The sequence below is a fragment of the Buttiauxella selenatireducens genome, assembly GCF_031432975.1.
In the GTDB taxonomy this organism is placed as follows: domain Bacteria; phylum Pseudomonadota; class Gammaproteobacteria; order Enterobacterales; family Enterobacteriaceae; genus Buttiauxella; species Buttiauxella selenatireducens.
On sequence record NZ_CP133838.1, the window covers coordinates 5,139,968 to 5,159,394 of the forward strand.

The window sequence follows — 19,427 nt, forward strand, 5'->3', positions numbered from 1 at the left end:
ATATATGCTTTTTATCTTAAGAAAGTTTGTTAGCAAACGTTTGCTTTTACACTTCAGTCCGCTAAAATCACCGTTTTTTCTCCAAGGGATAATTTCCGATGTCTGTTAATGCTGTTGAGTCTGATGATGCGCAACCGATTGCTCAGGCTCGTTCCAGTGAATTGATCTACCGCCTCGAGGACAGACCCCCTCTCCCACAAACTCTTTTTGCTGCCGGCCAGCACTTGTTAGCGATGTTTGTTGCGGTAATCACGCCTGCGATGTTGATTTGCCAGGCTCTGGGACTTCCGGCCGAAGATACCCAACACATTATCAGTATGTCGTTGTTTGCCTCAGGCGTAGCATCAATTATCCAGATTAAAGCCTGGGGCCCAGTAGGTTCTGGGCTTCTGTCTATTCAGGGCACCAGTTTTAACTTTGTTTCGCCATTGATCATGGGCGGTATGGCATTGAAAAATGGCGGGGCTGACGTTCCGACTATGATGGCTGCCTTATTTGGCACATTGATGCTCGCAAGCTGCACCGAAATGCTGTTATCTCGTTTCTTGCACCTGGCTCGCCGTATCATCACCCCGCTGGTTTCAGGGGTTGTTGTAATGATTATCGGTCTTTCTCTGATTCAGGTTGGCCTGACGTCTATCGGTGGTGGTTATGCCGCGATGAGCGACCATACCTTTGGTGCACCGAAAAACCTGCTACTGGCGGGTGCCGTATTACTGGTTATCATTCTGCTTAACCGCCAGCGCAACGCTTACTTGCGCGTAGCTTCTCTGGTTATCGCTATGGCGGTAGGTTATGCGCTCGCCTGGGCGATGGGCATGCTGCCAAACGTCGCGCCATCAACAAATACAGACCTGATTATGGTGCCAACGCCGCTGTATTACGGTTTGGGCATTGACTGGAATCTGCTTATCCCACTGATGCTGGTCTTTATGGTGACGTCACTGGAAACGATCGGTGATATTACTGCAACGTCTGACGTTTCTGAGCAGCCCGTATCTGGGCCGCTGTATATGAAACGCCTGAAAGGTGGCGTGCTTGCTAACGGCCTGAACTCGTGCGTTTCAGCTGTATTCAATACCTTCCCGAATTCCTGCTTTGGCCAAAACAACGGTGTGATTCAGCTTACCGGTGTTGCCAGCCGTTATGTTGGTTTTGTCGTGGCACTGATGCTGATCGTTCTCGGCTTGTTCCCGGCAGTGAGCGGATTTGTACAACACATTCCTGAGCCTGTTTTAGGCGGCGCGACTATCGTGATGTTTGGCACCATTGCCGCATCGGGTGTGCGCATTGTCTCCCGCGAACCACTGAACCGCCGCGCGATTATGATTATCGCCTTGTCGCTGGCAGTCGGTATGGGCGTATCTCAACAGCCATTGATTTTGCAGTTCGCTCCTGACTGGCTGAAAACCTTGCTCTCATCCGGTATTGCTGCCGGGGGTATCACCGCTATCGTGTTAAACCTGATTTTCCCGCCTGAGAAAAATTGATGTACTTCACGCGCTGGTGATTTGTTCGCGCCAGCGCGTGTTCCCCCTCCTGACAATCCGATCCTTGAGCTATAACGGTAAATGGGGCATAACTCCCTTACCGAAACTTCATGGGATGGAAGACAATGAAATTTCTCGGAAAGCTATTTATTGCGTTATTGGTTGTCGTACTGGTTGCGTTAATAGCCTCGTACCTTTTGCTACAAACTCGCTGGGGAGCGTCCCAGGTCAGCCGTTGGATCAATGAGAAAAGTGATTATGTCTTCTCTTTCGAAGAGATGGATCACCGCTGGGCATCGCCCACGCATCTCACTCTGACGAATGTCACTTTTGGGCGTAAAGGCCAGCCGGCAACTCTGGTTGCGCAAAATATTGATATCGGCCTGAGTTCTCGGCAGTTTTCAGAGCCTATGCATTTCGACAAGATTCTGTTGCAAAACGGAACGCTAAATATCAGCCCCAATGCTGCACCGCTGCCATTTCAGGCGGACATGTTGCAATTAAGCGATATGGCGCTTAACAGTCCAAATACTGAATGGAATTTACACGCACAGCGCGTCAATGGTGGCGTAATGCCCTGGCAGCCACAGCAAGGCAGAGTTCTGGGAAATACCGCGGATATTCAGTTTAGCGCGGGTTCCATGACGCTCAACGGTGTTCCTGCCACCAACGTACTGTTACAGGGTGCGATTAATAACGAGCAGGTAACGCTTTCGACCATTGGTGCGGATATGGCTCGCGGCTCGCTCACTGGCAACGCAAATCGTCTTGCGGACGGCTCCTGGCAGATTGGTAGCCTGCGTTTGAACGACATCCGACTGCAAACGGAAAAATCGATTGCCGATTTCCTGGCACCGCTTTCCACCGTCCCTTCTCTTAAAATTGGTAGTCTGGAAGTGACTGATGCGCGGCTGGAAGGTAAAGACTGGGCGGTCACTGATCTCGACCTGAGTTTGCGCAACCTGACGTTGGTAGATGGCGGTTGGCAGAGCGATGACGGGCGACTCTCGATGAATGCCAGCGACTTTATCAATGGCGATCTGCATCTTAATGATCCGATTGTGAATATCGATTTTAACGGTCAAACCGCCACGCTACGCCAGTTCACCTCGCGCTGGGAAAGAGGCATGGTTCGCGCCTCAGGCGTTTGGCTACGTAATGATAAAAAACTGGCACTCGATGAGCTGGTTTTTGCCGGGATTGAATATACGCTGCCGGAAGACTGGAAGGCTCGTTGGATGAAGCCGTTACCGGAATGGTTGCATTCAATGACCATTAAAAAGATTTCGGCGAACCGAAATCTGGTTATCGATATCAATCCGGCCTTCCCGTTCCAGTTCACCGCATTAGACGGTACGGCGAATAATCTTGAAGCTGTGCGCAACGGTCAATGGGGGATCTGGAGCGGCAACGCTACGCTGAACGCCTCTTCAGCTACCTTCAATCGTGTTGATGTGCGCCGCCCATCCATTTCGTTGACTGCCACAGACAGCCAGATTTCAATTACTGAGCTAAGTGCTTTCGCAGGTGAAGGAATGCTGGAAGCGACGGGAGCTATTTCGCAGGCTCCGCAGCGTAACGCCGCAGTCAATCTACGAGGGCGTTCGGTGCCAGTAAACGTGTTGCAACAATGGGGATGGCCCGCGCTACCGATAGAAGGTAATGGCAATTTACAGCTTTCCGTGACCGGAAACCTTGCAGCGCAAACGCCATTGAAACCGACGGTGAATGGGACTTTGCAAGCCACCGGAAGCGATGGCAAACAAGTGCAGCAAACCATGCAGAATGGTGAAGTACCCGGCGCATAAGCGCCGGGCGGTTACTCTTCTTCGTTCCCACCCTCTTCGAGTGGCCCAAAAGGTTTGGCTGGCAATACCAGGTAAACACCTTCAAAAACAGCACCCTGTTCATCATCACCAAAAAGCTCAACTTGCAATGCAACGCGAGCTTTGCGGCCTCGTGCCAGGCGATCCAGATCACCGCTTAAAGAGCCCAGGTCGGCAATCGCCCCTGGCCTTCCGGTGATCGGACTGCTATATCGGATGTGCGCATCAGCAAGAATAATCGTGCCACCCAAATGGCGCTCGCGCAGCATTAGCCAAATCAGTCCCCACCCCGTCAGCGTAGCAAGAGAAAACAAGCTGCCTGCGAATAACGTCTGATGGGGGTTTTGATTGCCTGCTTCTGGCATGGTGGTAATGAATTTCTGCCCGGTGTATTGCAGGATCCGCACACCCATTTTTTCACTTAATGGAATATGCTGATACCAGGCTTGCTGTAGCTGCCCACACCAGTCAGCCCGATGGAGAATATCATCCAGCGAGGCAACGGGTTTTATCATCAGATAATGGCGAATAGGGGTGGTTGAAGGCGTGGTGATTTCGCCCTGATTCTCAAAACCCAGCTTGGCAAAAAACTCAACGGCATCTTCGCGTGCGCTACACACCACACGTTTGACCCCTTCCTGGCGCGCGACAGATTCCAGCGTCATCGCCACTAGCGTTCCGAGCCCTTTATCTTGTACCGATGGATGAACCGCCATGAAGCGGATAGCGGCTTCGTTATCGGCATTGATGTACAAGCGGCCAATAGCAACAATATTCCCTTCTTCATCCACCACCATTTGGTGATGCGCCATGGCATCCCAGGCGTCACGTTCGGAGCCTTTGGGTTGATGCAGAGGCTTGCGCAACATCTCCCAACGAAACTGGTAATAGAGCTCAAGCTCTTCTTCGGTTTGCGGTACGCGAAGGTGATACATACATGTACTCTCTCTTGTTACGCGGGACCGTAAATGCTGCGAACTCAGACCTGTAACCAAAACGTCACCGGACCATCGTTGGTCAGGCTCACCTGCATATCCGCGGCGAAGCGCCCCGTTTCAGCCACGATGCCCTGTTGTCTACAGCGTTCAACAAAGTATTCATACAACTCTTCAGCAAGTTGTGGTGCAGCCCCACCCGAAAAGCTCGGACGCATACCGCGTTCGGTATCGGCTGCGAGGGTGAACTGCGATACCACCAGCACACTGCCACCCGCTTGCTGAACATTCAGGTTCATTTTGTCGTTTTCATCGCCAAAAATGCGGTAACCCAAAACCCGTTCGCAAAGACGATTCGCTTTCTGTTCGTTATCTTCTTTTTCGACACCCAATAACACTAAAAGTCCTGGGCCAATTTTACCCGTCACTTCACCCGCCACGGTGACGCTGGCGTGGGTGACGCGCTGAATTAATGCAATCATGGTTCTTCCAATTCTTCCTGCTGTGATTCGATGCGAAGTTTTCGGTAATCGCCGAGAGTGACAGTAATTTCGGCGCCGAGCAATACGATACACCACGTCCAATAGACCCAGACGAATAAAATGGGGATCACGGCTATTACGCCGTAAATCAATTGGTAAGAGGGAAACATGGTGATGTAGAGGGCGAAGCCTTTTTTCCCCAGCTCAAATAAAAGAGCGGCGACCAACGAGCCAATCAGTGCATCACGCACGGGAACGCGAGTCGTTGGGACAATGCTGTAGAGCATCCAGAAAGACAGCCAGGAAAGGATTAATGGCAAGATGCGTAACATATCATCAATCACGGTATTAAAGCCCGTGACCCACCGTAGAGACAGCAAATACGAACTGATCGCCAGACTCGCCCCAGCCAACAGCGGCCCAAGCGTTAAAATCATCCAGTAAACCGCAAACGAGTAGATTTTTGGTCGTGTACGAGTACTACGCCAGATGGTGTTTAGCGCGCTATCCACGGCATACATCAGTAATAACGCGGTGACGATAAGCCCGCAGGCCCCCACCGCCGTCATTTTGGTAGAGTTAGCGACGAACTGTTCGATATAGCGCTGAATAATGTCGCCGGTAGCGGGCAGAAAATTTGAGAACACGAAGTGGCGCAGTTGGATACTGATATCGGCAAACATGGGAAATGCCGCAAATAACGCAAACACCACCGCAACCAAAGGCACCAGCGAGAGCAATGACACGTAGGCAAGGTTCCCTGCAAGCGTGGTCATATTGTCCTGGTCGATGCGGTGCCAGAGCAACTTTCCCCAGGCGATACACGGACTGAGGTGTTGGCTCGTTTTGCGATGAACGTCTTTTATCATAGGCCTTTTGCGAAATAGCCAGGCACCGTGTCTTTTCCGGTCACCAAAATGCTGGTGATACCCAACTGTTGAGCTCCTTTAATATTATCGGCGTTGTCATCAAAAAAGACCGCCTGATCTGCAGAAAAACCTTCTGTTTCGAGGAGCTTTTGATAAATCTCTGCGTCGGGTTTACGCATACCCATTTCCTGAGACAGGTAGATTTTATCTGCCGCCTGTCCAATTTGCGGATATTCGCCAGGCCAGAAATACGTATGTAAGCGGTTAGTGTTAGAGAGCACAACAACGCGATGCCCTTGTTCGCGAAGCTTGTTCATAATAGCGATAACGTCAGGACGTAGTCCGACAAAGATAGCCTGCCAGCCTGCGGAAAATTGGTCGAAGCTCAATGCCATGCCCATCTCGTCACAGACCGCTTGAGCGAATTCTTCATCGCTAATTTGCCCACGTTCGTGGCGCTTGAAAGCATCTCCCATCACAAAGCTTTTTTGCAAATTCGCTAGCGGGACGCGACTGTAATCGCTCCATACCCCCATCACGCGGTTGAAGTCGATATCAACAATGACGTTGCCTAAATCAAAGATATACAGCATAAGCCTCTCCTTTGCGCATGGACAAATAACTGTAGCGGTAAAGGGGGGCTTTGACTATCGCTGGCAGAAAAGCGATCCGAGTTCTGCGAACAGTTAGGCAAAAAAGAAGCAAAAAAAAGCCCCGCCTAAACAGGCAGGGCTTCAATGCTTTATAGACAGCTTTGCAGGAAAGAAACTTACGCTTCTTTGCCGCCACGACCAGCGCGTTTGCGGTCGTTTTCAGTCAGGTGACGTTTACGAATACGTACGGACAGCGGGGTAACTTCTACCAGTTCGTCATCATCGATGAACTCCAGTGCCTGCTCAAGAGTCATTTTCTGAGCTGGAACCAGTGTAGTCGCTTCGTCAGTACCGGACGCACGCATGTTGGTCAGTTTCTTACCGGTCAGGCAGTTAACAGTCAGGTCGTTAGAACGACTGTGAATACCGATGATCTGGCCTTCATAAACTTCAGCACCGTGCCCCAGGAACAGCTTACCGCGATCCTGCAGACCGTACAGAGCAAACGCAACCGCTTTACCCTGGCCGTTAGAGATCAGAACGCCGTTCTGACGCTGGCCCACTTCGCCCTGACGCACATCGTCATAATGGCTGAAGGTGGAGTACAGCAGACCTGTACCAGAAGTCATGGTCATGAATTCGTTACGGAAACCGATCAGACCACGGCTTGGGATCACGTAGTCAAGACGTACGCGGCCTTTGCCGTCTGGATTCATGTTTTTCAGGTCGCCTTTACGCTCACCAAGAGCCTGCATCACAGAACCCTGGTGTTGCTCTTCGATATCAAGAGTCACGTTTTCAAACGGTTCCTGCTTACGGCCATCGATTTCACGGAAGATAACTTTCGGACGGGACACAGCCAGTTCGAAGCCTTCACGACGCATGTTTTCGATAAGAACAGACAGGTGCAGTTCGCCACGACCGGATACACGGAATGCATCCGCATCTTCGGTTTCTTCAACGCGCAGCGCAACGTTGTGCACCAGCTCTTTGTTCAGGCGGTCAAGGATCTGACGAGAGGTAACGAATTTACCTTCTTTGCCACAGAACGGAGAGGTGTTGACGTTGAAGAACATAGAAACGGTTGGTTCATCGACAGACAGTGCTGGCAACGCTTCAACATTTTGCGTATCGCAAAGGGTGTCGGAGATATTCAGTTCGCCAAGACCGGTAATCGCGATGATATCGCCTGCTTCGGCTTCGGTGGATTCAATACGCTCCAGACCGAGGTGGGTCAGCACTTTGCCAACTTTACCGTTACGAGTTTTACCTTCGCTATCGATGATAGTGATCTGCTGGTTAGGCTTCACTTTACCGCGTTTGATGCGACCGATGCCGATTACGCCAACATAGTTGTTGTAGTCGAGCTGGGAAATTTGCATCTGGAACGGACCATCAAGGTCAACGCTTGGTGCTTTAACGTGGTCAACAATCGCCTGGTACAGCGGGGTCATATCTTCCGCCATATCACCGTGATCGTTGCCCGCGATCCCCATCAATGCAGATGCATAGATGATTGGGAAATCGAGTTGCTCGTCGGTTGCTTCAAGGTTAACGAACAGGTCGAATACCTGATCAACAACCCAGTCAGGACGCGCACCAGGACGGTCAACTTTGTTGATTACAACAATTGGCTTCAAACCATGGGCAAATGCCTTTTTGGTTACGAAGCGCGTCTGCGGCATTGGGCCATCCATTGCATCAACGACCAGCAGAACGGAGTCTACCATGGACATTACACGTTCAACTTCACCACCGAAGTCGGCGTGCCCAGGGGTATCAACGATGTTGATACGGTAGTCATTCCATTTGATAGCGGTGTTTTTAGCGAGGATGGTAATCCCACGCTCTTTCTCCAAATCGTTGGAGTCCATCACGCGTTCAGTAGCTTCAGCACGTTCGTTACTGAAAGTACCAGATTGCTGCAGCAGCTTATCAACCAGGGTAGTTTTACCATGGTCAACGTGCGCGATGATGGCGATATTACGCAGATTTTCGATCACAACTTTGCCTCAGGCATTAGAAATAGCGCGTTATTGTACACGTATTAATCGAAGGACAGAACAGGATCACAAAGAACCTTTACAAACAATGTTGAAAGTAAGGGTTTGTGATCGCTTTCACGGAGCAAAAAAGGGTGCCATAACGAAAATTGCACCAATATGGTGCTCAAATCTCAGACCGAAGCACTACATTGGTGCAAACTATCCATCATGGTGCAGCCCTTTTGCACTATACCGCGCATGATAGCGCCTTTTTAGGGTAATTTAAAAGTTGGCACAGATTTCGCTTTAATCATTTCAGGGCGAAAAGCCAAATAGAATGTATTGAACACCTCGTTACCACGACGACAATGACCAATCCAGGAGATTTAAGTATGTCCGCTGAACACGTATTGACGATGCTGAATGAGCATGAAGTGAAATTTGTTGATTTGCGCTTCACTGACACCAAAGGTAAGGAACAGCACGTCACAATTCCTGCTCACCAGGTGAATGCTGAATTCTTCGAAGAAGGCAAAATGTTTGATGGCTCCTCGATTGGTGGCTGGAAAGGCATCGACGAATCCGACATGGTTCTGATGCCAGACGCATCTACCGCGGTTATTGACCCGTTCTTCGCAGACTCCACTCTTATCATTCGTTGTGACATTCTTGAGCCAGGCACTTTGCAGGGTTATGACCGTGACCCACGCTCCATCGCAAAACGTGCTGAAGACTACCTGCGCTCAACTGGCATTGCCGATACTGTACTGTTCGGGCCAGAGCCAGAATTCTTCCTGTTCGATGACATCCGTTTTGGTAGCTCTATCTCCGGTTCTCACGTTGCTATCGATGATATCGAAGGCGCATGGAACACCGGTACTAAATACGAAGGCGGTAACAAAGGTCACCGTCCTGCTGTTAAAGGCGGTTACTTCCCGGTTCCTCCGGTTGACTCATCTCAGGACCTGCGTTCTGCAATGTGTCTGACCATGGAGCAAATGGGCCTGGTGGTTGAAGCGCATCACCACGAAGTTGCAACAGCGGGTCAGAACGAAATCGCCACCCGCTTCAACACCATGACCAAAAAAGCGGACGAAATTCAGATCTACAAATATGTGGTTCATAACGTTGCTCACGCATACGGCAAAACTGCGACCTTCATGCCAAAACCAATGTTTGGTGATAACGGTTCCGGTATGCACTGCCACATGTCCCTGTCCAAGAACGGCGTAAACCTGTTCTCTGGCGACAAATATGCAGGCCTGTCTGAGCAAGCGCTGTACTACATCGGCGGCGTTATCAAGCACGCTAAAGCCATCAACGCCCTGGCGAACCCAACAACCAACTCTTACAAGCGTCTGGTCCCAGGTTATGAAGCTCCAGTTATGCTGGCTTACTCTGCGCGTAACCGTTCTGCTTCTATCCGTATTCCAGTGGTTGCGTCTCCGAAAGCACGTCGTATTGAAGTGCGTTTCCCAGACCCAGCAGCTAACCCGTACCTGTGCTTTGCAGCTCTGCTGATGGCTGGTCTTGATGGCATCAAGAACAAAATCCATCCGGGCGAAGCAATGGACAAAAACCTGTACGACCTGCCGCCAGAAGAAGCGAAAGAGATCCCACAAGTTGCTGGCTCTCTGGAAGAAGCACTGAACTGCCTGAACGAAGACCGTGAGTTCCTGACTGCGGGTGGCGTGTTCACCAATGACGCAATCGATGCTTACATCGCCCTGCGTATTGAAGAAAATGACCGTGTGCGTATGACTCCGCACCCGGTAGAGTTTGAGTTGTACTACAGCGTTTAATATTAGTAATACTCTGCGGATTTCTTGCCACAGCCAGGCGGCAATCGAATGAATCCCGATGAGCTTACTCAAGTAAGTGATTCGGGTGAATGAGAGTAGCCAACACCGCTGTGGTAAGAAAGACGCTGAGGATTTTGTTGCCGTGGAAACTTTTGGCCCATCTCATGATGGGCTTTTTTCTCCACAAATAACCTTCTGTAGCAATATCTTTTGCCCGCAGGAAACTATACTGCACCATCACAGTGCAAATTATCGGAGACTGCTGTATGGCAACCGGCACACTGCCCGATGCTGGGCAGATCCTGAATTCTTTAATCAACAGCATTTTACTGGTCGATGACGAGCTGGCGGTGCATTACGCCAACCCAGCTGCACAGCAACTTTTGGCGCAAAGTTCGCGCAAGCTGTACGGCACACCTCTTCCAGAGCTGTTGAGTTACTTTTCGCTAAATGTTGGCTTGATGCAGGAAAGCCTGACCGCAGGCCAGGGTTTTACCGATAACGAAGTCACACTAGTTATTGATAGCCGTTCCCACATTCTTTCCCTGACTGCACAACGTTTGCCAGAAGGTTTCATCCTGATGGAAATGGCGCCGATGGATAATCAGCGACGTTTAAGTCAGGAACAGTTACAACAAGCGCAGCAAATTGCCGCTCGTGACTTAGTCCGTGGGCTGGCACATGAGATTAAAAATCCACTTGGTGGGTTACGCGGCGCGGCGCAATTACTGGCAAAAGCCTTACCCGATCCCTCTCTCACCGAATACACCAAGGTGATTATTGAGCAAGCTGACCGCTTACGTAATCTGGTGGACAGGCTGTTAGGCCCGCAACAACCCGGCATGCACGTCACTGAAAGTATTCACAAAGTTACTGAGCGTGTGATGAAATTGGTGTCGATGGAGTTACCAGCGAATGTGACGCTGGTGAGAGATTACGACCCAAGTTTGCCTGAGTTGGCGCATGATCCCGACCAAATTGAACAGATTTTACTGAATATTGTGCGCAACGCGCTTCAGGCGTTGGGCAGCGACGGCGGTGAGATTGTGCTACGCACGCGTACTGCGTTTCAAATTACGCTGCACGGTACGCGTTATCGCCTGGCTGCTCGCATTGATATTGAAGACAACGGTCCGGGAATTCCGGCCCATCTGCAGGACACACTATTCTACCCAATGGTGAGCGGACGTGAAGGAGGGACGGGTTTAGGTCTTTCTATTGCACGCAACTTGATCGATCAGCATTCGGGAAAAATCGAATTTAACAGTTGGCCAGGTCATACCGAGTTCTCGGTTTACCTGCCTATTCGTAAGTAGAGGTCTTTATGCAACGAGGGATAGTTTGGATCGTTGATGACGATAGCTCCATCCGTTGGGTGCTGGAACGCGCTCTGACTGGAGCGGGTTTAAGCTGCACCACGTTTGAAAGTGGCAATGAAGTCCTGAATGCTCTTGCAACCAAAACCCCGGACGTTTTGTTATCTGATATTCGCATGCCCGGCATGGATGGTTTGGCGCTGCTAAAGCAGATTAAACAACGGCACCCGATGTTGCCGGTCATCATAATGACAGCTCATTCAGACCTTGAAGCGGCGGTGAGCGCCTATCAACAAGGTGCATTTGATTACCTGCCAAAGCCTTTTGATATTGATGAAGCAGTGGCACTTGTTGAGCGAGCCATCAGTCATTATCAGGAACAACAGCAACCGCGTAATGTGCAGGTTAATGGGCCGACGACCGATATCATCGGTGAAGCCCCCGCGATGCAGGATGTGTTTCGCATTATTGGTCGTTTGTCCCGATCATCAATAAGTGTGCTGATTAACGGCGAATCCGGTACGGGTAAGGAGTTGGTTGCCCACGCTTTACATCGTCATAGTCCGCGAGTGAAATCCCCTTTTATCGCGCTGAATATGGCCGCCATTCCAAAGGATTTGATTGAGTCCGAGCTGTTTGGCCATGAGAAAGGTGCTTTTACCGGTGCGAATCAAATTCGCCAGGGCCGTTTTGAGCAGGCTGATGGCGGCACACTGTTCCTCGATGAAATTGGTGATATGCCGCTGGACGTGCAAACCCGTTTGCTTCGCGTGTTAGCTGATGGGCAGTTTTATCGCGTTGGCGGTTATGCGCCCGTAAAAGTGGATGTGCGGATTATTGCCGCGACTCACCAGAATCTTGAGTTGCGCGTACAGGAAGGGAAATTCCGTGAGGATTTATTCCATCGCCTGAACGTAATACGTGTGCATTTGCCACCTCTGCGCGAGCGCCGCGAAGATATTCCGCGCCTGGCTCGCCATTTCTTGCAAGATGCCGCGCAGGAATTGGGTGTGGAAGCAAAGCTGCTCCATCCCGAAACCGAAACGGCGTTAACGCGTTTGGCCTGGCCTGGAAACGTCCGCCAGCTGGAAAATACTTGTCGCTGGTTAACAGTCATGGCGGCAGGTCAGGAAGTGTTGATTCAGGACTTGCCCGCCGAACTATTCGAGACAACGATTCCCGATAGTCCGGCGCATTCTCAGTCCGACAGTTGGGCAACACTGCTGGCACAATGGGCAGATCGCGCATTACGTTCCGGTCATCAGAACTTACTCTCTGAGGCTCAGCCAGAGATGGAGCGTACACTGCTGACGACTGCGCTACGCCATACGCAAGGGCATAAGCAGGAAGCAGCAAGGCTTCTTGGTTGGGGACGCAATACCCTGACGCGTAAGCTCAAAGAGTTGGGAATGGAGTAGCTTACAATTTATATCCTAAATAATTCGAGTTGTGGGTAGGCGGCAAGAGAGCTAATCCCCAGGAGCTTACTTGAGTAAGTGACTGGGGTTAGTGAGCGCTGCCAACGCCCCCACAACTTGAAGAATGACGGATATTTAGATTACGCGAGAGAACTGTTGCAGCCGTGCCTTCTGGCGCAAGTAACTATCAAAACACATGCAGATATTACGGATTAGCAAACGACCTTTTGCCGTGACCTGGATATGTTTACCGTCAATGTCCACCAGCCCATCTTTCTCTAGTGGCTTCAGCAATTTCAAATCTTCTGCGAAGTACTCTTCAGCATTCAGATCCCAAAGCTCTTCGATTTCCACAAGGTTGAGCTGGAAGTTACAAATCAGCGCTTTGATAACGTCACGACGAATACAGTCATCACGGGTTAATGCCAGACCACGCCATAGCGCATCGCCTTGCTGATCAACCTGTTGGTAATACGTTTTAAGCTCTTTCTGGTTCTGTGCGTAGCAATCGCCAATCATGCTGATGGCGGAAACGCCCATGCCCAACAGATCCGTATCTCCCTGGGTGGTGTAGCCCTGGAAATTACGGTGCAATTTCCCTTCGCGTTGAGCAATCGCCAGTTCATCATCCGGACGAGCGAAATGGTCCATGCCAATAAATTGGTATCCAGTCGCCGTTAGCGAGCTGATGGTCTCTTGCAGAATATCGAGTTTCTGCTGCGCGCTGGGTAAGTCTGCATCTTTAATTTTGCGTTGCGCCGCGAACAATGTCGGCAAGTGCGCGTAGTTAAAAACGCTTAAACGATGCGGGCTGAGTTCTGCCACGCGTTTGAGCGTGAAAGCAAAACTTTCCGGCGTCTGTTTTGGCAGACCATAAATCAAATCGATATTGGTTGATGTAAAGCCCAGTTCGCGCGCGCGCTGAATCAAGGCAAAGATAAACTCTTCGTCTTGTTCGCGGTTAACCAAACGCTGAACTTCTTTGTTGAAATCCTGCACCCCCATACTCAGGCGAGTAAAGCCTTCCTGACGCAGGTGGTCCAGCACATCAAGTTCGATTTCACGCGGATCGATTTCAATAGACAGCTCGGCGTCTTCATTGAAATTGAAATGACCCCGTAGAAGCCCCATCAAACGGCTTATCTGCGCTTTACTCAAGTAAGTTGGTGTACCGCCGCCCCAATGCAGTTGGCTGACGTGACGGCCCTTGAAGAGCGGCGCACGGTGGGCAATCTCTTGTTCCAGCGCATCAAGGTACTGATCGGCCTTGTGCGTCTGCCGAGTCACAATCTTGTTGCAGCCGCAGAAGTAGCAGAGTTTGTGGCAGAACGGGATATGAACATATAGCGACAGCGGGCGCTCAGGATAACGAGCCACCGCCTGTAGAAATGCCGCCTCACCGAAGTCTTCTGAAAACTCCAGCGCAGTCGGGTAAGAAGTATAACGCGGCCCTGAATAATTATATTTCTGGATCAGGGCCAGATCCCAATCGATTAACTGCTCAGACATACTCACTTCCTCCGGTGATGCCGCATTCGTTGACGGCGCAACGATTTTTGCAATCGCGACAACCGCCGTAGTTTAACGAATAACCACAGCAGATAACACACCAGAGGAATAACCACGAAAAGAACAGGTAATCCCATCGGGGTAATCGTTAATCAGTGCCTTTGAGCAGGCGCATCAGATCATCGCCCTTCTCTTTTTCTTCTTCATCTTCGTCATCATCGTAAGCGATGCCGAGTTCAGCCATCAGTGCATCGATGCGATCAAGCTTCGCGTTAACCCAAGCCTGCTCTTCGGCATTGAGCGTTTCACCTTCTTCAAGACGTTCCAGCAACGCATCCAGGCGTTCATCGTTTTCCAGCAAATCCAGCTCAGCCTGTGGTGTTAGCATAGGTTTCTCGCTTTTAGGTTTGTGCTGCTTCGGTTTTTTGACCTGGACTTCAGTTACGCCCAGGGCGATTGGTTTTTTACTGCCAATGCGCGGATCTTTGGCCTGGCTGCTGCCTTTTCCACTTTTAGCCGACTCGACGCCGCCAGTTGCACGACTACCCGCAGCGTGGCCACTGTGCTTTTTCTCACGTTTGCGATCGCGAGCTTCACGATCAAGCTCTTCACGCGTTTTGCGGCGTGCTTTTGAAGGTTTAGAACCAGGTACTGCTGAGTTTTGTTGCTTCATAATAATTTTTCTTGAGCCGTTTTCATTCAGTATAGAATTGCGGCGGAATCTAGCAGAAAGCAAGCAAAGAAAAAAGGCGGCAGGTTAACCTGTCGCCTTTTTCTTGTTCCTGGACCTTTATCTGGTCACACAATCCCTGTTTGCACTCGACGCCCTGTCTTTCCTTTGCAAACAACTTCCGTGTCAATCCATGTCCTTGTTAAACGTCTCCTGACGTTGCCTCCTGGCATTTCCTTGGTTCCTCGCCGTCCTGACGATCCTGAACCCTCATCCTGAGTTGCTATCCTTCGTGGCTCTCCTTTGCCTGTGCCGCTAACTTTACTCTTACCCATTGATTCTACAAGATGAGTATTTGTGTTAAGTCATTGGTGTAATCCGAGCAAACAATCATAATTGACTGTTATGTATAATCTTTTAATTATCACTGCAACAATCAACACTGCGTTCTCTGACAGATAGAGTGGTCAATATCCTACAAACCTCGGGCGGATTTCTGTAATCCTGTAAGCCGCGCCGAGAAACACGGCGTTTTCCCCATGTTCAGGTATAATCCCCCACAATGCTCATCCTGAGGGAGACAACCGTTTTGACAAACTGGAATTATCAACTGACCCACTTCGTGCTTAGCGCACCGGACATTCGCCATTTACCTTCTGATACCGGTATTGAGGTTGCTTTCGCAGGCCGCTCTAACGCAGGGAAATCCAGCGCTTTAAATACGCTGACCAATCAGAAAGCACTGGCTCGAACCAGTAAAACACCAGGCCGTACTCAGCTCATCAACCTGTTTGAAGTCGCTGAAGGTAAACGTCTGGTGGATTTACCGGGTTACGGCTACGCCGAAGTGCCGGAAGAAGTAAAACTGAAATGGCAGCGCGCGCTCGGTGAATATCTGCAAAAGCGTAATAGCTTGAAAGGCCTGGTCGTGCTGATGGATATCCGTCATCCACTTAAGGACCTTGATCAGCAGATGATTCACTGGGCTGTTGCCAGCAACATTCCCGTCATGTTGCTGTTAACCAAGGCTGATAAGTTGGCATCTGGTGCTCGTAAAGCACAGTTGAATATGGTGCGCGCCGCAGTAGTGGACTTTAACGGTGACATTCAGGTTGAGGCGTTTTCGTCACTGAAGAAAATTGGTGTCGATGTACTGCGTCATAAGCTAGATGGCTGGTACAACGATATTGCTCCAGCAACTGAAGAAGATGGTGTAGAAGAAGACGACGAGACGACTGGCGAATAACCATCCTTCGTTATTGGCCATACCTAAAATAATTCGAGTTGCATTGCGGGGGCAAATGAACGCTGCCAACAAAGATGCAGCTTGAAGTTTTATGGGTATGGCACAATAAAAAACGCCCCAGTCATTACTGACTGGGGCGGCTAAAATATTCAGCCAAATCCGATTACGTGAAGTAAAAGGTCTGAAAGATAGAACATCTTACCTCTGTACCCTACGCAAATAACTCTACTCCTTTTTATTCGGATGAAAAAGCATTTTTTGTAGTTTTTTTTCACTCTTTGCACGCCAATTTTGAAGCATCATCACAAAAAGCTATGACTTATGTTCTTTAGTTACAGAACTCGCTTCAAATTAGTGCGCTTCATCCCAATTTGCACCACTCCCAACTTCCACCAGCAACGGCACATCCAGTTTCATGCTGCCTTCCATCAGTTCGTGGACTTTCTTCGATACGGCTTCCAGATCATCCTGATGAACTTCAAATACCAATTCATCGTGTACCTGCATGATCATTTTTACGCGCGGTTTATCAGCCTCAAGCCAGGCATCGACGGCAATCATCGCACGTTTGATGATGTCAGCTGCCGTTCCCTGCATAGGCGCGTTGATAGCCGCACGCTCAGCACCGGCACGACGTGCCGCATTACTAGAGTTGATATCCGGTAAATACAGACGACGTCCATCCAGCGTTTCAACATAACCTTGCTCTTTAGCCTGCTTACGAGTGCGCTCCATGTACTCCAGCACGCCAGGGTAGCGCTCAAAGTAGAGATCCATGTATTTTTGCGACTCTTTTCGTGGAATATTGAGCTGCCGTGACAAGCCGAATGCGCTCATGCCATAAATCAGACCGAAGTTAATCGCTTTCGCACTGCGGCGTTGCTCTCCAGAAACGCTATCCAACGGAATTCCGAATACTTCAGATGCAGTAGCACGGTGAATATCTTTGCCTTCGGCAAATGCTGTCAGCAGACCCTTGTCACGAGATAAATGCGCCATGATGCGCAACTCGATTTGCGAGTAGTCGGCAGAAACGATCAAGTAATCTTTGGGTGCAATAAAGGCCTGGCGAATACGTCGCCCTTCTTCATTACGCACCGGAATGTTTTGCAGGTTCGGTTCGGTAGAAGACAAACGCCCGGTCGCGGCCACCGCCTGATGATAAGAGGTATGCACGCGCCCGGTTTTCGGGTTAATCATTAGTGGCAGCTTATCGGTATAAGTCGATTTCAGCTTCGCCAAACCACGGTGCTCAAGAATGACTTTTGGCAGCGGATAATCCAGTGCTAATTCTTCCAGCACTTCCTCAGAAGTAGAAGGCGCGCCGCCAGGGGTTTTCTTCAGTGGCTTAATACCTTGTTTCTCAAAAAGAATAGTCTGCAACTGCTTAGGTGAAGCAAGATTAAACGCTTCGCCAGCTATTTCATGTGCAGTCAATTCAAGTTCAGCCAGTCGTTTCGTCAACTGCTCAGAATGGGTGTGCAGAATAACGGGATCAATTTTGACGCCGTTACGTTCAATGCGTGACAGCACAGGGACAAGCGGCATTTCAACATTTTTAAAGATGCTTAATGGCCCTTCACGTTTCTCAAGCTTGGGCCACATCTTCAGATGCAACTGCAGGGTAACGTCTGCATCTTCTGCGGCATAACGTCCAGCTTGCTCAAGATCGATCTGGTTAAATGTCAGCTGCTTTTTGCCTTTACCGGCAATCTCTTCGAAGGTGATAGTCGTGTGCTTCAGCCAGCGAGAAGCCAGGCTGTCCATATCATGGCGGCCTGCCACGCTATCAAGTATGTAGGACTCGAGCATGGTATCGAATGCAATTCCGCGCAACTCAATATCGTAGTTCTGCATGATGCCGCGGTCATACTTCAGGTTCTGTCCAACTTTAAGAACACTTTCATCTTCAAGTAACGGCTTTAGAAGTTCGAGCGCCCGTTCACGAGGGATCTGCACCGGAGCATCTAAATAGTCATGCGCGACAGGGATATAGCACGCAACGCCCGGTTCGGTGGCAAACGAAAGTCCCACGAGGTTCGCACTGATATTGTCCAGGCTGTCGGTTTCAGTATCGAAAGCGATAACAGGCGCTTTTTTCAGGCGGGAAATCCACTCTTCAAGTACTGTTTCGTCAAGAATGGTGACGTAGTTGTCATAAGAAAGCGCACTGGCAGGTTCTTCCGGTTCAACTTCGGCTTCAATTTCAATGGTTTTAGGGGATTGCGCTGCAGGTTTCGCGCCCTTAGCCTGCATCCACTTGCCCGCTTCAACGTCCGTAATCCAACGTTTAAATTCATATTGTTTAAACAGGCTAAGCAACTCTTCATCTGCTGGCTGCTGTACTTCTAATTGCTCGCAACCTAACTCGAGCTCAACATCCGTTTTGATGGTAGCCAGTTTATAGGAGAGGTAAGCAAGGTCTTTGCTTTGCTCAAGCTTCGCGGCCATGGTTTTCGCACCACGGAAGGTCAACTCTGCGATTTTTTCTGGGTTGGCATACAGTGCATCTAAACCACCTAAACCTTGCAGTAACGCCTGTGCAGTTTTCTCACCAACGCCCGGTACACCAGGAATGTTATCTGATGAGTCACCCATTAAAGCCAGGAAGTCGATAATAAGTTCAGGAGGTACACCATACTTAGTGCGGACTTCTTCCGGGCCAAGGATAGTATTAGTCATGGTATTGATAAGCGTAACGCCAGGAGTAACCAGCTGCGCCATATCTTTATCGCCAGTGCTTATCAGTACCGGACGGCCAACACGTTCCGCCTCAAGCGCCAGCGTACCGATAACATCGTCTGCTTCCACACCTGAAACAGCCAACAGAGGTAAGCCCATGGCTTTTACCATCGCATGAAGTGGCTCAATTTGCGCTCGAAGATCATCTGGCATTGGTGGTCGGTGTGATTTGTAATCCTCAAACAACTCGTCACGGAAGGTTTTGCCTTTAGCATCAAACACCACAGCGGCGTGAGTCGGCTGGTACTGCAACAACAAGCTACGCAGCATGTTCAGCACGCCGTACATTGCCCCGGTCGGTTCACCTTTGCTATTGGTCAGCGGTGGAAAGGCGTGATAGGCACGATAGAGATAAGAGGAGCCATCAACGAGGATAAGTGGGTTTTGCGCGATCTGAACCATAATGTTCCGTTCCGTGACTGGTTTTAGTTTATAGGTAAAGGATGCCATAGCCTGGCTGAAAACATGAACTTTTGAGGAAGATAAGGTGAAAAGTTTTGTTGATCTTCGAGATCGGCCCCACGATCAATATTGTGGATAAGTT

Annotated in this window: 15 protein-coding genes; 6 read left to right on the plus strand and 9 right to left on the minus strand. The window is 49.9% G+C overall.

The annotated features are described in order from the left end of the window. Positions 1-98 precede the first annotated feature (98 nt). Both RHD99_RS23600 and RHD99_RS23605 read left to right on the plus strand, forming a co-directional pair. Positions 99-1,490, plus strand: coding sequence for a nucleobase:cation symporter-2 family protein (locus RHD99_RS23600; RefSeq protein WP_183272948.1), 1,392 nt, complete (start codon positions 99-101; stop codon positions 1,488-1,490). A gap of 125 nt (positions 1,491-1,615) precedes the next feature. After that, the gene (locus RHD99_RS23605) at positions 1,616-3,298 is read left to right on the plus strand and encodes an AsmA family protein (protein ID WP_309876978.1); all 1,683 of its coding nucleotides are present in this window, start codon (positions 1,616-1,618) and stop codon (positions 3,296-3,298) included. Between the two features lie 11 nt (positions 3,299-3,309). Here the strand turns inward: RHD99_RS23605 and fabY are convergent, their stop codons facing one another. From fabY to typA, 5 genes are all read right to left on the minus strand, one after another. Beyond that, entirely contained in the window at positions 3,310-4,251 is a 942-nt protein-coding gene (gene fabY, locus RHD99_RS23610; RefSeq protein ID WP_183272950.1) for a fatty acid biosynthesis protein FabY, read from the minus strand. Positions 4,252-4,295: 44 nt separating this feature from the next. Then, positions 4,296-4,733 carry a D-aminoacyl-tRNA deacylase gene (gene dtd / locus RHD99_RS23615; RefSeq protein WP_270141742.1) on the minus strand — a complete coding sequence of 146 codons (438 nt, stop codon included), beginning with the start codon at positions 4,731-4,733 and terminating at the stop codon, positions 4,296-4,298. Next, complete coding sequence (locus tag RHD99_RS23620) at positions 4,730-5,602, minus strand: virulence factor BrkB family protein (RefSeq protein WP_183272952.1); 873 nt, start codon at positions 5,600-5,602, stop codon at positions 4,730-4,732. Before RHD99_RS23620 ends, dtd begins: the two co-directional genes overlap by 4 nt. Continuing rightward, positions 5,599-6,195 carry a glucose-1-phosphatase gene (gene yihX / locus RHD99_RS23625; RefSeq protein WP_183272953.1) on the minus strand — a complete coding sequence of 199 codons (597 nt, stop codon included), beginning with the start codon at positions 6,193-6,195 and terminating at the stop codon, positions 5,599-5,601. The genes RHD99_RS23620 and yihX overlap by 4 nt, the downstream gene beginning before the upstream one ends. A gap of 176 nt (positions 6,196-6,371) precedes the next feature. Further along, positions 6,372-8,198, minus strand: coding sequence for a ribosome-dependent GTPase TypA (gene typA / locus RHD99_RS23630; RefSeq protein WP_183272954.1), 1,827 nt, complete (start codon positions 8,196-8,198; stop codon positions 6,372-6,374). Positions 8,199-8,572: 374 nt separating this feature from the next. Between typA and glnA the strand changes: the two genes are divergently transcribed. From glnA to glnG, 3 genes are all read left to right on the plus strand, one after another. Further along, the gene (gene glnA / locus RHD99_RS23635) at positions 8,573-9,982 is read left to right on the plus strand and encodes a glutamate--ammonia ligase (RefSeq protein ID WP_183272955.1); all 1,410 of its coding nucleotides are present in this window, start codon (positions 8,573-8,575) and stop codon (positions 9,980-9,982) included. 266 nt (positions 9,983-10,248) lie between these two features. Further along, positions 10,249-11,298, plus strand: a complete 1,050-nt coding sequence (glnL, locus tag RHD99_RS23640) for a nitrogen regulation protein NR(II) (protein ID WP_183272956.1) — start codon at positions 10,249-10,251, stop codon at positions 11,296-11,298. A gap of 8 nt (positions 11,299-11,306) precedes the next feature. Beyond that, positions 11,307-12,716 (plus strand): nitrogen regulation protein NR(I), encoded by a 1,410-nt coding sequence (glnG, locus tag RHD99_RS23645; RefSeq protein WP_183272957.1) that lies wholly within the window; start codon positions 11,307-11,309, stop codon positions 12,714-12,716. Between the two features lie 135 nt (positions 12,717-12,851). Here the strand turns inward: glnG and hemN are convergent, their stop codons facing one another. Further along, entirely contained in the window at positions 12,852-14,225 is a 1,374-nt protein-coding gene (gene hemN, locus RHD99_RS23650) for an oxygen-independent coproporphyrinogen III oxidase (RefSeq protein WP_309876981.1), read from the minus strand. Between the two features lie 148 nt (positions 14,226-14,373). Continuing rightward, positions 14,374-14,898 carry a Der GTPase-activating protein YihI gene (gene yihI, locus RHD99_RS23655; RefSeq protein ID WP_309876982.1) on the minus strand — a complete coding sequence of 175 codons (525 nt, stop codon included), beginning with the start codon at positions 14,896-14,898 and terminating at the stop codon, positions 14,374-14,376. A 586-nt stretch (positions 14,899-15,484) separates the two neighbouring features. Here yihI and yihA point away from each other — a divergent pair. Further along, complete coding sequence (yihA, locus tag RHD99_RS23660; RefSeq protein ID WP_183272960.1) at positions 15,485-16,141, plus strand: ribosome biogenesis GTP-binding protein YihA/YsxC; 657 nt, start codon at positions 15,485-15,487, stop codon at positions 16,139-16,141. A 149-nt stretch (positions 16,142-16,290) separates the two neighbouring features. Here the strand turns inward: yihA and spfP are convergent, their stop codons facing one another. Then, positions 16,291-16,338, minus strand: coding sequence for a small protein SpfP (spfP, locus tag RHD99_RS24085; RefSeq protein ID WP_071892919.1), 48 nt, complete (start codon positions 16,336-16,338; stop codon positions 16,291-16,293). Between the two features lie 154 nt (positions 16,339-16,492). Then, positions 16,493-19,285 carry a DNA polymerase I gene (polA, locus tag RHD99_RS23665; protein ID WP_309876985.1) on the minus strand — a complete coding sequence of 931 codons (2,793 nt, stop codon included), beginning with the start codon at positions 19,283-19,285 and terminating at the stop codon, positions 16,493-16,495. Positions 19,286-19,427: the final 142 nt, after the last annotated feature.

Bases quoted from the DNA above. Each gene is read 5' to 3' on its own strand.
- RHD99_RS23600 (WP_183272948.1), top strand. From the start codon at position 99: ATGTCTGTTAATGCTGTTGAGTCTGATGATGCGCAACCGATTGCTCAG.
- RHD99_RS23605 (WP_309876978.1), top strand. From the start codon at position 1,616: ATGAAATTTCTCGGAAAGCTATTTATTGCGTTATTGGTTGTCGTACTG.
- fabY (WP_183272950.1), bottom strand. From the start codon at position 4,251: ATGTATCACCTTCGCGTACCGCAAACCGAAGAAGAGCTTGAGCTCTAT.
- dtd (WP_270141742.1), bottom strand. From the start codon at position 4,733: ATGATTGCATTAATTCAGCGCGTCACCCACGCCAGCGTCACCGTGGCG.
- RHD99_RS23620 (WP_183272952.1), bottom strand. From the start codon at position 5,602: ATGATAAAAGACGTTCATCGCAAAACGAGCCAACACCTCAGTCCGTGT.
- yihX (WP_183272953.1), bottom strand. From the start codon at position 6,195: ATGCTGTATATCTTTGATTTAGGCAACGTCATTGTTGATATCGACTTC.
- glnA (WP_183272955.1), top strand. From the start codon at position 8,573: ATGTCCGCTGAACACGTATTGACGATGCTGAATGAGCATGAAGTGAAA.
- glnL (WP_183272956.1), top strand. From the start codon at position 10,249: ATGGCAACCGGCACACTGCCCGATGCTGGGCAGATCCTGAATTCTTTA.
- glnG (WP_183272957.1), top strand. From the start codon at position 11,307: ATGCAACGAGGGATAGTTTGGATCGTTGATGACGATAGCTCCATCCGT.
- hemN (WP_309876981.1), bottom strand. From the start codon at position 14,225: ATGTCTGAGCAGTTAATCGATTGGGATCTGGCCCTGATCCAGAAATAT.
- yihI (WP_309876982.1), bottom strand. From the start codon at position 14,898: ATGAAGCAACAAAACTCAGCAGTACCTGGTTCTAAACCTTCAAAAGCA.
- polA (WP_309876985.1), bottom strand. From the start codon at position 19,285: ATGGTTCAGATCGCGCAAAACCCACTTATCCTCGTTGATGGCTCCTCT.